Here is a 13,544-nt window from a genome sequence, read left to right as displayed (position 1 = left end):
TTCATCGACGCTGTCAGGCGAGGCAGGCATCGACGAGACGCGCGAATTCCGCGCCGCCGCGCATCGGATCGGCCGCGGGCAGGCCGAGGCGCGCGGCGTGCTCGGCGAGCACTTCGCGCGCGGCGGTATCGTCGAGCCCGGCCGTGTTCAGGCTGATGCCGGCGCAGCGGATCGCCGGATTCGTGCGCCGGCCGAGGCGTATCGTCAGGTCGATCGTTTCCTCGATGCTCGGCAGCGCGAACGTCGGACTGCCGAGCACGTGCGTGCGGCGCGGCTCGTGGCAGACGACGAACACGTCGGGCTGGCTGCCGTGCAAGAGGCCGAGCGAGACGCCCGCGTAGGCCGGATGGAACAGCGAGCCCTGGCCTTCGACGACGTCCCAATGGCGCGCGTCGGCGGCCGGGCTGAGCATCTCGGCCGCGCCGGCTTCGAAGTCGGAGACGACCGCGTCCATCGGCATGCCGCGGCCGGCGATGAGGATGCCGGTCTGCCCGGTCGCGCGGAAGTCGACGTCGACGCCACGCCCGGCGAACGCGCGCGCCAGCGCGAGCGCCGTGTATTTTTTTCCGAGCGCGCAGTCGGTGCCGACTGTGAGCAGGCGCATGCCGCTGCGCTTGCGTCCGCTCGCGATAGGGATGTTCGGCGGCGGCGTGCGCACATCGATCAGGCGCGCGCCGCGCCGCGCCGCGGCGGCCTTGAGCTGCGGCACGTCGGCGAGGCGCACGTGCATGCCGCTGACGAGGTCGAGGCCGGCCTCGATCGCCTCGACGAGCGAGGCGATCCAGTTCTCCTGGATCGCGCCGCCGACGTTGGCGACGCCGATGACGAGCCCGCGCGCGCCGCGCGCGTGGGCCTCGCGCGGCGCGAGGAACGGCAGGCCGGTCGTCACGGTCGCGCCGCACGACCACTCGCCGACGCAGCGCTCGCCGGCCCAGTCGCGCAGGCCGAACGCGGTCTTGGCGTAGCCGGGTTCGGTCGTGTCGCCGAGGAACAGCAGGTACGGCTGCGGCAGAGTCGGCACCTGCACGCCGCGCAGTGCGGTCACTGAACTCATCGCGTCCTCAATACTTCAGGTCGAAGCCGACGCCGATCGTGCGCGGAGCCAGCGGCACGCCGCTGATCGCGCCAATCCCGCCGGTGACCGCATTCGTGCGGACGATGTAGTTCGTGTAGACGCGCTTGTCGGTCACGTTCTTGGCGAATAAGCGCACGGTCCAGCGATCGTTGCTGACGTCGGCGTTGAGGTCCAGCGCGGTGTAGCTGTCCTGCGGCAGGGAGTTCGGCGCGTGGGTGAGGCCGCTCGTCGAAGCGCCGACGTAGCGAAGCCCGCCGCCGAGACGGCCGGTCCAGCCGTTGCCGAGCGGGAAGTTGTAGTCGGCCGTGGCCGACGTCGACCATTTCGGGATGTTCGGCAGGCGGTCGCCGTCGAGGCCGCCGATGCCGGGCACGTCCTCGGTCAACACCGCATCGGTGTACGCGCCGTTGAGGCCGAGGCGCAGGCCCGCGACCGGCGTATACAAGGCCGAGAATTCCAGGCCGCGGCTGCGCGCGGTGCCGCCGTTGGTGAAATAGCCGACGCCATTGATCGACGCCGGCACCTGGATCTTCTCCCATTCGACGTCGTAGACGGCGGCGTCGAGCGTCAGCCTGCGGTCGTCGAGCGTCGCCTTGATGCCGCCCTCGTAGCTCGTCAGCTTCGACGAATCGACTTGCGTCGGCACGCCCGGCAGCGCGAGATTCGGGCCGCCCGGCTGGTAGCCGGTGGCGACGCGGGCGTAGATCATCGTGTTTGCGTTGAGGTGGAAGCGCGGGCTCACCGAGTAGGTGAACACGCTTTCCGCCGACGAGCCGGGCTGGTCGACCGTGCCCGTCACCGCGCCGCTGGTCAGTTCGGTGAACGTCTGTTCGTTGCGCGCCCAGCGCACGCCCGCGGTCACGTCGAAGCTGCCCGTGAACTTGTACGTCAGGTCGCCGTAGGCGGCGTATTCCTTGTACGTCGACGGCAGGCCTACCTGCGCGAGCGGGTTCAGTCCGGGAATGAAGGAGTAGTCGTCGAACTGCGCGGTGAGCGACTGGTCCTGCGTGCTGTTCTCGCGCGTGCCGAACGCGCCCACGAGCCATTCGATGCGATCGCCCTCCTTCGAGGTGAGGCGGAATTCCTGCGTCGTCTTGTAAAGCCGCAGGTGGTAGAAGACTTCCGACAGGAACGGGCCGGGCAGGCCGATCAGCGGGCCCAGCGGACCATAGACGCTCGATGCGTCGTCGTTGGTATGCGCGTCGGTGCGCGAATACGAGGTCGCCGAGACGAAATCCGCCCAGCCGAGGTTCCAGTTCACCGTCGCGGTATACACGCCGTACGCTTTCTCGTACGGCTCGGCGAAATAATTGTCGTCCTTGTTCTTGCCGTAGAGCGGCTTGAGCGTCGCCGGATCGATCGCGACGTAGCTGAACGAGTCGGCGTCGACCTTCGAATCCATCGCCGAGATCGTGACCGAGAGGTCGTCGCTCGCCTTCCACAGCAGCGCGACGCGGCTCGCGCGTTGCCAGAAGCCGTTCTGCTCCTTCGTGCCGGTCTGCACGTTGTCGATGTAGCCCGGCGTGTTCTGCCGCGCGAAGTCGACGCTGAGCGCGAGCTTGTCGGCGACGAGCGGCGCGCTGAAGCCGGCGTGGCCGCCGACGCCGAGGTCGCCGGCGCCCGCAACGCTGAACATGTTCGCGCCGACGTTCCACGAAGACGCGGCAAGGTCGGGCGCGCGCGTCACGTAGCGGATCACGCCGCCCATCGCGCTCGCGCCGTACAGGGTGCCCTGCGGACCGCGCAGCACTTCGACGCTCTGGAACGTGTTGGACAGCAGGTCGAGGATCGCCGTGCCGCCGTCGCCGTACATGCTGCTCGATCCGATCGGCGTCTCGTCGATGTAGGTCGCGACCGTGGACGTGGCCGTCAGCGGCGAGATGCCGCGGATGCCGATCGACGCCGAGCCGGGCGCACCGCCGTCGCTGATCGTCAGGCCGGGAATGTACGCGGCATAGTCGGCGAGCTGCGTCGCGTGCAGGTTCTGCAGCTGGTCGGCATCGATCACGCCGACCGACATCGGCACGTTCATCACGTCCTCGCTGCGCTTTTCCGAAGTGACGATGATCGTGCCGAGCGTTGCCGACGGGTCTTTCGAATTGTCCGGCACGTCTTCGGCATGCGCGGCGCCGGCGATCAGGGCGAGCAGAATGGCCTGCCCCAGACGCGTGCGCGTGGCCGGCCGGATTGCGGAAATCGGGGTCATGATTTCTTCTCCTCGGGATGGTTTTCGGAAGGGGGCGGCGTGCGTTTCGGTTCCTTCCAGACGGCGCCGAGCAGGCGGCGGAAATTGCCGCCGAGCACGGCCTGGATGTTCGCCTCGCCGTAGCCGCGCTTGAGCAGGGATTCGGTGAGGTCGTAGACCTTTTGCGGGTGGTCGAAGCCGTCGGTATCGATGCGGCTGCGGAACGAATAGCTGGCCTTGTACGCGGCCTTGAGCTTCTCGTACTGATCCTTGGGCATGTGGTCGTAGCCCATCAGGTCGGAGTCCGAACCGATGCCGACGTGCTCGATGCCGACGAGCTTCACGACATGGTCGATGTGATCGACGATGTCCTCGACCGTCGTCGGCTCCCGGTCCTTGACGAAGTTGCGCACGCCGGTGATGCCCATGACGCCGCCCTTGGCCGCGAGCTTTTTGATCGCCTCGTCGGTCTTCAGGCGCGGATGGTTGTTGAGCGCGCGGCAGTTCGAGTGGGTGATCGCGATCGGCCGCGGCGAAATCTCGATCGCGTCGAGCGTGGTGCGGTCGCCGGAGTGCGAGACGTCGATCAGCATGCCGGCGTCGTTCATCGCCTCGATGATCTTGACGCCGTAGTCGGTGACGCCGCCGTCGACGCGCTCGGTCGAGCCGCTGCCGATCAGGTTCTGCGTGTTGTAGGTCAGTTGCGCGCAGCGCAGGCCGAGGTCGTAGAAATCCTTGACGTCGGCCGGGGTGCGGAACTGGTCGGCGTTCTGCAGGCCGATGACGACGGCGGTCTTGCGCTTGGCCTTGGCGCGGTCGATGTCCGCCACGCCGCCGACCAGGGAAAACACCTCGCTGTTGCGGCCGGCGAAGCCGCTCCAGGCGGCGATGAACTGGAGCGCCTCGTCGTAGCTGCCGACGCCGACCGAGTTGTGGAAAACGTTGATGCCGCAGCTGCGGAACCTGTCCGCGTCGGATTCGCTCAGCGGCAGCGAGAATGCGTCCGGATTGAAGTCGATCTTGAGCGGCGCGAGCATGTCGATGACGAGCGCGCGCTGCACGATCTCGTTGGCTTGCTTCGAGTATTTGCGCCTCGCTTGCGCGGGCGCGATCGCCGCCGCGCGCAGGAACGCTGGTGACAGCGGCAGCGTCGCCGCGGCGCCCATCATCGTGAGCGCCCGGCGGCGGCCGGCTTGAAAGGATGCCCGGATCATCTTCGTCCCCGTTGGCGTGCGGAGGCGAGTATGATCCTGATTAGAGAATTGTCAACAAAATTTTCTAATCAGGACAATACGTGCCTCGGGCAGGGTCGCTTGCGTCGACCCGTGGGTGGTGAAAAACCATGGAGTGCCGATCGATTCCGCGCAGCGCGGACGCGGGTTGCAGGATGCCGCCGTTTTGTCATTGATCCGGATCATTGGGAAAGTAGGCGCTCTATGTGCGAATATCCGCGGCGCGTCCTGATCGGAAAATTCGCAGGAAAAAGGAACCTATGGATATGAAAGCGCGCCACCACACCCTGGGCGGTCTTTTGCGCGGTTTGCGCGCCCGCAACGGCTGGACGCTCAAGGAGATGAGCGAGCGCACGCAGATTCCGGTGTCGACGCTGTCCAAGGTCGAGCACGACCGGCTGACGCTGACCTACGACAAGCTGCTGCAACTGAGCCAGCGCCTCAATATCCGCATGTCGGAGCTGTTCGCCGATCCCGCCGAAAGCGGCGAGGCGGCGGTGACGGCGCGCCGCAGCGTCGGCCGCATGGGCGATGCGGTGCGCGTCAACACGAAGAACTATGACTACTACTACCTGTGCCCGGAACTGCGCCGCAAGCGCATGATCCCGATCCATACGCGCATCCGCGCGAAGAGCGTCGAGGAATTCGGCGAACTCGTGCGCCATCAGGGCGAGGAATTCATTTACGTCCTCGAAGGCGCGGTCGAGGTGCTCACCGAATTCTACGATGCGGTCGTGCTGCACGAAGGCGAATCGATCTACATCGACAGCAACATGGGCCACGCGTACATCGCCGCCGAAGACTGCGACGAGGCGCTGGTGCTCGCGGTCTGTTCGAGCGCCGAAGAGGGCTTACTCGAATCGCTGTATTCGCTGCACGGCGACGTCGAAGCGGTGCGTCCGCCTGCTGCCAACGCGCGCAGGCGCAGCGCCAGGCCGCTCGGCAAGCGTGCTACCCGCAGAGCGCGCTGAACGCCGTCCGCGAATGCCGTCGGGCCCGGGAATTCATGATTTGGTGCGACCGAATTCCCTGCTTATCCAGTCGTCCAGCAAGCGCTTGTCGTAGGACAGCGGGTCGTTCGAGTCGATTATTGTCGTGCGCTGCAGGTAGGCAAGGTCGGTGAGCTTGCGCTCGCCTTCGCGGATCGTCGCGCCGCTGGCGTCGGTGAGCTTGAAGCGCAGGGTCGCGCGCGGCGGGTAGATGTCTTTCATGAAACGGACGTCGTGGGCCTCCGGTCCGTGCCACGGTTCGAAATCGCCGGCGAGCTTGATGTCCTCGAACGTCACGTCGAGCTTCTGCCCCGGCGGCAGCACGAGTGCGGCGCGCTTGCGCAGATGATCGGACAGCGTCTTCTGCCAGTCCGCGGGTTTGAGCCAGCCGCGCTGGAAGGAGTTGTTCTTGACCTCGCTCAACTGGTCGTTCGGCGCCCAGCTCACCTGCACGCGGTCGGGAAGCGGTTTTCTGGGTTCCGTGGCCGCGCAGGCCGCGAGCATGAGGCCCGACGACAGCATGACGACGGCGGGGCGAAGCAATTTCGAAATGGCGTTCATGACGACCTCGCGGCGTGAATGGCATCGCAGGAAAATGGTACTCCTTTGACCGGGTGGCGCAGAAATGGTTTTCGTCGCGAAATACGGCCCCGATGCCGGAGTTGCCTTCCGTTCAGGCAACGGCGACGGACACGCGGCTCGCTCCGGCGGGCGCTTCGTGATTCAATAGCCGGCATGAAGCGGGGGTGTTTTCCGGCATGACCGGGGAACTGAGAAAAACCCTTCGTACCTGATCCGGGTCATGCCGGCGTAGGGAAGTTTCATGGGCGCGCGGCCGGCATGGCGCTTTTTGCTCGTCATCCCGCGAAAGCGGGAATCCAGCGCCTTTGAAATCTCCTCCGTCGCGAGCCCGGCGAAACTTCGAGGAGACGATGCCATGAATGCCTTAGCCGCCGACCTGATCCGCGACACGACCGCGCTGTCGGAAGCCGTCACGCGCCCGATCCCCGGTTCGCGCAAGATCCACGTGCAGGGCTCGCGCGCCGACCTCAAGGTGCCGATGCGCGAAGTGGCGCTGAGCGACACGCCGCTCGTGTTCGGCGCCGAGAAGAATGCGCCGCTCGCCGTGTACGACACGTCGGGTCCGTACACCGATCCGTCGGTGCGCATCGACCTCGTCGCCGGCCTCGCGCCGCTGCGCGCGAAGTGGATCGCCGAGCGCGGCGATACGGAAACCTTGAAGGGCCTGTCGAGCGAGTTCGGCCGCAGGCGCGCCGCCGATCCCAAGCTTGCCGGCGTGCGCTTCCCGCACACGCGCGCGCCATTGCGCGCGAAGGCCGGCGCGAACGTCTCGCAGATGCACTACGCGCGAAAAGGCATCGTCACGCCAGAGATGGAATACATCGCGATTCGCGAGAACCAGAAACTCGACGCGCTGCGCGATGCCGAATTGTCCCGACAACATGCGGGCCAGAGCTTCGGCGCGGCGATTCCGAAAATCATCACGCCCGAATTCGTGCGCAGTGAAGTCGAGCGCGGCCGCGCGATCATTCCGAACAACATCAACCATCCGGAAAGCGAGCCGATGATCATCGGCCGCAACTTCCTAACCAAGATCAATGCCAACATCGGCAACTCGGCGGTGACGAGCTCGATTTCCGAAGAAGTCGAGAAGATGGTCTGGGCGATCCGCTGGGGCGGCGACACGGTCATGGACCTGTCGACCGGCAAGCACATCCACGAGACGCGCGAGTGGATCATCCGCAACTCGCCCGTGCCGATCGGCACGGTGCCGATCTATCAAGCGTTGGAAAAAGTCGACGGCAAGGCCGAGGAACTGACTTGGGAAATCTTCCGCGACACGCTGATCGAGCAGGCCGAGCAGGGCGTCGACTACTTCACAATCCATGCCGGCGTGCGCCTGCCGTTCATTCCGCTGACCGCAAAGCGCGTCACCGGCATCGTTTCGCGCGGCGGCTCGATCATGGCGAAGTGGTGCCTCGCCCATCACAAGGAGTCGTTTCTCTACGAACGCTTCGAGGACATCTGCGAAATCATGAAGGCCTACGACGTCGCCTTCTCGCTCGGCGACGGTCTGCGTCCCGGCTCGATCGCGGACGCGAACGACGCCGCGCAGTTCGCCGAACTCGACACGCTCGGCGAGCTCACCCAGATCGCCTGGAAGCACGACGTGCAGACCATGATCGAAGGCCCCGGCCACGTGCCGATGCACCTGATCAAGGAAAACATGGAGCGACAGCTCGAGAAGTGCCACGAAGCGCCGTTCTACACGCTCGGCCCGCTGACCACGGACATCGCGCCCGGCTACGACCACATCACCAGCGCCATTGGAGCGGCGATGATCGGCTGGTACGGCACGGCGATGCTCTGCTACGTGACGCCGAAGGAACATCTCGGCCTGCCGAACAAGCAGGACGTGCGCGACGGCATCGTCACCTACAAGATCGCCGCGCACGCGGCCGACCTCGCCAAGGGCCATCCGGGCGCGCAGGTGCGCGACAACGCATTGAGCAAGGCGCGTTTCGAGTTCCGCTGGCAGGACCAGTTCAACCTCGGCCTCGATCCGGAGAAGGCGCAGGAATTCCACGACGAGACGCTGCCGAAGGAAGCCGCCAAACACGCGCATTTCTGCTCGATGTGCGGCCCGCACTTCTGCTCGATGAAGATCACGCAGGACGTGCGCGACTATGCCAAGGACCACGGCGTCGCCAACGAAGCCGATGCCTTGGCGAAAGGCATGGAGGAAAAGGCGCGCGAATTCCGCGAGCGGGGCGGCGAGGTCTACAGGCCAGGCTGAGAATCCCCCGGCCCTTCTTGCCGATGGATTTGTCCGTTCCTATTATTTGCCGAGGAGGATGGCGTTGGCCGACTTTTTCAGTGCGAGGTTTGGAAAAAACGTCTGGATCACCACGCACGCCAGAGCAAGCATGACGCGCCGAAATATTGGCATCGCCCTCCTTGAAGAGGTGATTGAGGAAGGCGAGATCAAGCGAAGCAGCGAGACGAGCCTTTGGATCTTCAAGCATGTCGAAGGGCGATCCGACAACCTGGTCTGCGCGGCGGTGGTCGAACAAGCTGCCCTGGTGTGGTGGTCAAGACCGTGATGATCGATTGGCAATCGGAGGACGAGACATGAGAATCAAGTACGACGAAACCGACGATATTCTTCACATCGAGTTCACCCGTGAGCCGATCGTCAAGGGCGTCTCGCACGGCTGGAACATCAACGTCGGATATTCGCAGAAGGGTATCGCCGAGATCACGATCCTGGATGCCAAGGCCGCCGGGTATTGGCCTCTGGAAAACATCAACGACTTGCTGCCGCGAGCGGCTTGACCGCCGGCTGCGTGCGCGGCGCAGGAATTCCACGACGAGACGCTGCTGAAAGAAACCGCCAAGCACGCGCATTTCTGCGCCACCGCGCGGGATCGATGGCTATGCTGATTGATTCTTCATGGTTTTCGAATTGGCTCTCGTCGATCCATCGGTGCGAGCGGGAAGCGGGAACGGTTTTGTTTTAGACCACGCTCGCGCGATGCGTATAGAATGGCCGCGCAGCATATATGCCGGCGTCCATCCGGCGTCGGCTTCCCAGGCGATCAACCCAGGAGGATGCGACATGGCTGGCAAGCCCTTTCTTTCCGACATCAAGACGATCCGCAAGCGCGCGCGTGAGCATATGGAGCGCGGTGCGGTCACCGATTCGTACACGCTCGACAGCGATACCGTGGTGAGATTGTTGAACGAGGCGCTGGCGACGGAGATCATCTGCGTGTTGCGCTACAAGGCGCATTTCTACATGGCCTCGGGCATCAATGCGAAAAGCATCGCGGCCGAGTTCCTCGAACACGCGAACGAGGAGCAGCAGCACGCCGACCAGATCGCCGAGCGCATCACCCAGCTCGACGGCGATCCGAACTTCTCGCCGGAGGGTTTGCAGACGCGCAGCCACGCGGAGTTCATCGTGCCCGACGATCTCGCCGCGATGATCGAGGAGAACCTCGTCGCCGAGCGCATCGCGATCGACAGCTATCGCGAGATCATCAATTACGTCGGCGACAAGGACACGACGACCAAGCGCCTGCTCGAAGGCATCCTCGCGATGGAAGAGGAGCACGCCGAGGACATGAAGACGCTGATGGAACAGCTCGGCAAGAAGGGCGAGCCCGCGAAGCCGAAGCAGCGCAAGGCCAAGAGCAAGTAAGCCGCCGCTGTTGCTGCGGGCCGGGTCGATGAAAACGTGTGTGGTGGTTCGTTTCGTGCGGAGAGACGGCGCTCGCTTCTGCGCTCACCGGCTTCGGCATCGCAAGCGCGCCGCGGAACGATGCGGTCGGCGTCATTTCGATCCGGACGCGATGCGGCGATGGCGGTGATTCCCGGCGAACCGCGCGATGCGCCGGTGAACTCGGGCGCGCAGGACGGCCGCGACGCGCAGTTCGACCGGCCCGTGTTCATCGTCTCGCCGCCGCGCTCGGGCTCGACCCTGCTGTTCGAAGCGCTCGCGCGCGCGAAGGACGTCTACACGATCGGCGACGAGAGCCACGGGTTGCTCGAAAACATCCGCGGACTGAATCCGGGCGATCACGGCCTCGCCTCGAACCGGCTCGACGCCGCCGCCGCGACTAGCGCCGCCGGGCAAGAGTTGCGCGCGCGTTTTCGCGCCGCATTGCGCGACCGCGGCGGCAGGCCGCCGACGGCGTGGCCGCTGCGCATGCTCGAGAAGACGCCGAAGAATTCGCTGCGCATCCCGTTTTTCGCCAAGGTGTTTCCCGAAGCGCGGTTCGTATACCTGCATCGCGACGCGCGCCAGGTGCTGGCGAGCATGATCGAGGGCTGGATGTCGGGACGTTTCCGCACTTATCTCGGCCTGCCGGGTTGGCGCGGGCCCGACTGGTCGTTCGTGTTGACTGCGGGCTGGCGTCAACTTTCCGGCAGGCCGCTGCACGAGATCGTCGCTGCGCAATGGCGCGCGGTGATGCAAACGCTGCTCGACGATCTCGCCGCGTTGCCGCGCGAGCGCGTCCACGTGGCGCGTTACGATGCGCTGACGGCCGCTCCGGCTGCGGAGATCGCGCGCCTGTGCCGAGCCGTAGACTACGTTTGGGACCGGCCGCTCGAAGCGAACCTTCCGCTGGCGCGGACGACGGTGTCGCGTCCCGATCCGGAAAAATGGCGGCGTCACGAAGCCGAGATCGAATCGGTGCTGCCGGGTCTGCGCGACGTGATCGCGCGCGGCGACGCCTTCGCCGCGCGCTGACGCGGGTGTAAGTGCCGCGTGCATGCGGCACAATGCGCGCACGTACCGGCGCGATGCGCGCCGCCAGGAGAATCCGATGAACGCGACCCCTGTTTCCCGTCCCTTGGGCCGGCGCCATTGGCTGCGCGGCCTCGGCATCGTCGTCGCGCTGTACGCGATCGTCGTGCTCGCGCTGATGTGGTGGTGGAGCTACGAGCCGGCGCAGTTCGACGTGGTCAAGTTCGCGCAGGAGCGCTCGGCGCGGCACAACCAGCCGGTCGTGGCCGGCAGCGTCGTCACCGCCACGCTGATCGGCAGCGCGGAAACGCTGCTCGACAAGCGCGGCGGCTACATTTCCAACGACAAGTTCCCGCCCGGCGTGCTGATGGACAACGTGCCGAACTGGGAATTCGGCGTGCTCACGGCATCGCGCGACCTCGCGCGCGAGATGCGCAACAAGTTCGCGCGCTCGCAGTCGCAGTCGGAGGAAGATCCTGATTTGAAGGAAGCCGATCCGCTGTTTTCCTCGCCGAACGACCGCTGGCTGCTGCCGAGTTCGGAGGGCCAGTACCGCAAGGCGATCGACCACGTCGAGAACTACTTCATGCGCCTCGGCAAGAACGATCCGAACGGTGCGCAGTTCTATGCGCGCGCCGATAGCCTCGCCGATTATCTCGACCTCGTCTCCACACGGTTGGGTTCGCTGTCGCAGCGTCTTTCTGCAAGCGTAGGCCAGATCCAGTTGCAGGGCGATGCGCCGGCCGGCACCGAGTCGACGCAGAACGAACAGGGGCAGAGAATCGTCAAGACGCCGTGGAGCAAGATCGACGACATCTTCTACGAGTCGCGCGGCTATTCCTGGGCGCTGCTCGAACAGCTCAAGGCGATCGAAGTCGACTTCGGCCCGGTGCTCGAGCGCAAGGGCGCGATGGTGAGCCTCAAGCAGGTGATTCGCGAGCTCGAAGAATCGCAGAAGCCGGTATGGAGCCCGGTGATCCTCAACGGCAGCCCGTTCGGCTTCTTCGCCAACCATTCGCTGGTGATGGCGAACTACGTGTCGCGTGCGAACGCGGCGACCATCGATCTGAAGAATCTGTTGAACCGGGGCTGATGGCGCGTTGCCGTCCGATGGCGAATCCATGAAGAAGTTTTTTGCGGACTGGCGCGTTTGCTGGCTCCTGATCCTGCTGCCCGTCGCGCTGTTCCTGCCGGCACTGCCGATCGACGAGACGCGCTATCTCTCGGTGGCGTGGGAACTGCGCAATTCGCCGGGTTGGCTGTTGCTGCATCTCAACGGCGAACCCTATTCGCACAAGGGGCCGCTGCTGTTCTGGCTCATCAATATCGCCTGGACCGCGGCCGGCTTGAACGTGTGGATCGTGCGCCTCGGCATGCTCGTGGTCTCGCTGGCCTTGCTGCTGCTGTTCGAGCGCCTCGTGCGCCGGCTCGATGCGGACGACCCAGCGCTCGCCACGCGCGCCGCGCAGATTTTCGCCGGCATGCTGTTCTTCGCGATCTTCGCCAGCGCGATCATGTTCGACGTCGTGCTCGCCGCCTGCGTGCTGCTCGCGTTGCACGGCCTCGTCGATTTCGACGAGCGGCGCTGGGGCCGTGGCGTCGCGGTCTTCGCAACGGGCCTGAGCCTCGGCTTGCTCAACAAGGGGCCGGTGATGCTGCTCGATGCGGGCCTCGTCGGCCTGCTCGGGCCATGGTGGAGCGCCACCGCGCGCAGCATGTCGTTGCGTTGGTACGCGGCCGTGTTCGCGGGTGTGTTCGCCAGCGTCGCGGTGGGCTTCGTCTACATGGCGTCGGCCGGCGGCTGGAGCTACGTGACCGACGTGGTGCTCCATCAGACTGCTGCACGCATGACCCAGAGCTTCGCCCATGCGCGGCCCGTCTGGTGGTATTTCATGGTGCTGCCGCTGATGATCCTGCCGTGGACGCTGAGCCTGCGCGCGCCGTGGCGCGCGTGGCGCGCCGGCTTCGCGCTGAACAAGGCGGCGCGGTTCGCAGCCGCGTGGTTCGTGCCGGCATTCGTGATTTTTTGTTTCGCCAGCGGCAAGCAGCCGCACTATCTGTTGCCGCTGCTGCCCGGCCTCGCGCTGTATTTCGCGATCGTGCTGCGCGACGGCGAGGCGCGCGTGCGCGGTCGTGTGTTCGGCGCGCTGCTCGTGCTCGCCGGCGTTTTCCTTCTCGCCGTGCCGTGGCTCGCGCAGCATGCGGCGCACGTTCCGGGGCTCGATCGTCTGGTTCGCGACGGCAGTTTCTCGCCGCGTGAGCAGGGTGTGATCGGCGGCATGTGGTTGCTCTGGGGCGCGCTGGCCGCGGCGCTGGGCGTTTTCCTGCTCGCGCACCCGCGCGCGCATGCGCGCGTGGGTGCGGTCGCGCTGTGTGCGGTCGCGACGGCGGCGATCGGCATGCTGACGATCGCGCAGGTGGTCGGGCCGACGCTCGACGTGACCGCGGTCGCGAAGCGCATCCGCGCGACGCAAGAAGCGGGTACGCCGATCGCGCACTTGGGCTGGCATCACGGCCTGTTCGAGTTCCCGGGGCGAATGACGCAGCCGCTCGAGGCGATCAATCTCGGCGAACTCTACGTGTGGTGCGCGGCGCACCCGGACGGCGAGGTGGTGACGATCTACAGCAAGTACGGCGTGCCGACCAAAGCCGAGACGGAAGTGCCATGGCGACTCGGCAGCATCCTGTTCTGGCGCGCGTCCGAGGTGTGCGCCGGACCGCGCGCCGCGCCGCAGGCCAAGCCGGAAGAGGACGACAGGCGCGAAGACTGACGCGAAATCGCGTTGCG

General features: G+C 65.6%; 12 protein-coding genes and 1 riboswitch. Of the genes, 8 read left to right on the top strand and 4 right to left on the bottom strand.

What is annotated here, in order from left to right; all coding sequences use genetic code 11:
• Positions 1–13: 13 nt before the first annotated feature.
• The 3 genes from QM741_RS03715 to QM741_RS03705 are packed head-to-tail and all read right to left on the bottom strand — an operon-like array spanning position 14 to position 4,474.
• Positions 14–1,054: a DUF1611 domain-containing protein gene (locus QM741_RS03715; RefSeq protein WP_415206394.1), complete on the bottom strand. Its 1,041-nt coding sequence runs from the start codon at positions 1,052–1,054 to the stop codon at positions 14–16.
• 7 nt (positions 1,055–1,061) lie between these two features.
• Complete coding sequence (locus QM741_RS03710) at positions 1,062–3,281, bottom strand: TonB-dependent receptor (RefSeq protein ID WP_415206393.1); 2,220 nt, start codon at positions 3,279–3,281, stop codon at positions 1,062–1,064.
• A complete protein-coding gene (locus tag QM741_RS03705) occupies positions 3,278–4,474 on the bottom strand; it encodes a dipeptidase (protein ID WP_415206392.1) in 1,197 nt (398 codons plus the stop codon). Before QM741_RS03705 ends, QM741_RS03710 begins: the two co-directional genes overlap by 4 nt.
• 284 nt (positions 4,475–4,758) lie before the next feature.
• Here QM741_RS03705 and QM741_RS03700 point away from each other — a divergent pair, with 284 nt between their 5' ends.
• The gene (locus tag QM741_RS03700; RefSeq protein WP_415206391.1) at positions 4,759–5,463 is read left to right on the top strand and encodes a helix-turn-helix domain-containing protein; all 705 of its coding nucleotides are present in this window, start codon (positions 4,759–4,761) and stop codon (positions 5,461–5,463) included.
• Positions 5,464–5,496: 33 nt separating this feature from the next.
• Here the strand turns inward: QM741_RS03700 and QM741_RS03695 are convergent, their stop codons facing one another.
• The gene (locus QM741_RS03695) at positions 5,497–6,042 is read right to left on the bottom strand and encodes a DUF3016 domain-containing protein (protein ID WP_415206390.1); all 546 of its coding nucleotides are present in this window, start codon (positions 6,040–6,042) and stop codon (positions 5,497–5,499) included.
• Positions 6,043–6,213: 171 nt separating this feature from the next.
• Positions 6,214–6,316: riboswitch (TPP riboswitch) on the top strand.
• 102 nt (positions 6,317–6,418) lie between these two features.
• Here QM741_RS03695 and thiC point away from each other — a divergent pair.
• From thiC to QM741_RS03660, 7 genes are all read left to right on the top strand, one after another.
• On the top strand, positions 6,419–8,299 hold the full coding sequence (gene thiC, locus QM741_RS03690; RefSeq protein ID WP_415206389.1) for a phosphomethylpyrimidine synthase ThiC: 1,881 nt from the start codon (positions 6,419–6,421) through the stop codon (positions 8,297–8,299).
• Positions 8,300–8,363: 64 nt separating this feature from the next.
• Positions 8,364–8,606: a DUF4258 domain-containing protein gene (locus QM741_RS03685; RefSeq protein ID WP_415206388.1), complete on the top strand. Its 243-nt coding sequence runs from the start codon at positions 8,364–8,366 to the stop codon at positions 8,604–8,606.
• 28 nt (positions 8,607–8,634) lie between these two features.
• Positions 8,635–8,838: a DUF2283 domain-containing protein gene (locus QM741_RS03680; protein WP_415206387.1), complete on the top strand. Its 204-nt coding sequence runs from the start codon at positions 8,635–8,637 to the stop codon at positions 8,836–8,838.
• Positions 8,839–9,121: 283 nt separating this feature from the next.
• Entirely contained in the window at positions 9,122–9,706 is a 585-nt protein-coding gene (locus tag QM741_RS03675) for a ferritin-like domain-containing protein (protein WP_415206386.1), read from the top strand.
• A gap of 159 nt (positions 9,707–9,865) precedes the next feature.
• Positions 9,866–10,759, top strand: coding sequence for a sulfotransferase family protein (locus QM741_RS03670; RefSeq protein ID WP_415206385.1), 894 nt, complete (start codon positions 9,866–9,868; stop codon positions 10,757–10,759).
• Between the two features lie 76 nt (positions 10,760–10,835).
• Complete coding sequence (locus tag QM741_RS03665; protein WP_415206384.1) at positions 10,836–11,849, top strand: DUF2333 family protein; 1,014 nt, start codon at positions 10,836–10,838, stop codon at positions 11,847–11,849.
• A gap of 28 nt (positions 11,850–11,877) precedes the next feature.
• Positions 11,878–13,527: an ArnT family glycosyltransferase gene (locus QM741_RS03660; RefSeq protein ID WP_415206383.1), complete on the top strand. Its 1,650-nt coding sequence runs from the start codon at positions 11,878–11,880 to the stop codon at positions 13,525–13,527.
• Positions 13,528–13,544: the final 17 nt, after the last annotated feature.

This window comes from Rudaea sp., assembly GCF_047601565.1.
Taxonomy (GTDB): domain Bacteria; phylum Pseudomonadota; class Gammaproteobacteria; order Xanthomonadales; family Rhodanobacteraceae; genus Rudaea.
Note: the sequence above shows the minus strand (reverse complement) of the source record. Positions and strands in the feature narration are given on the sequence as shown.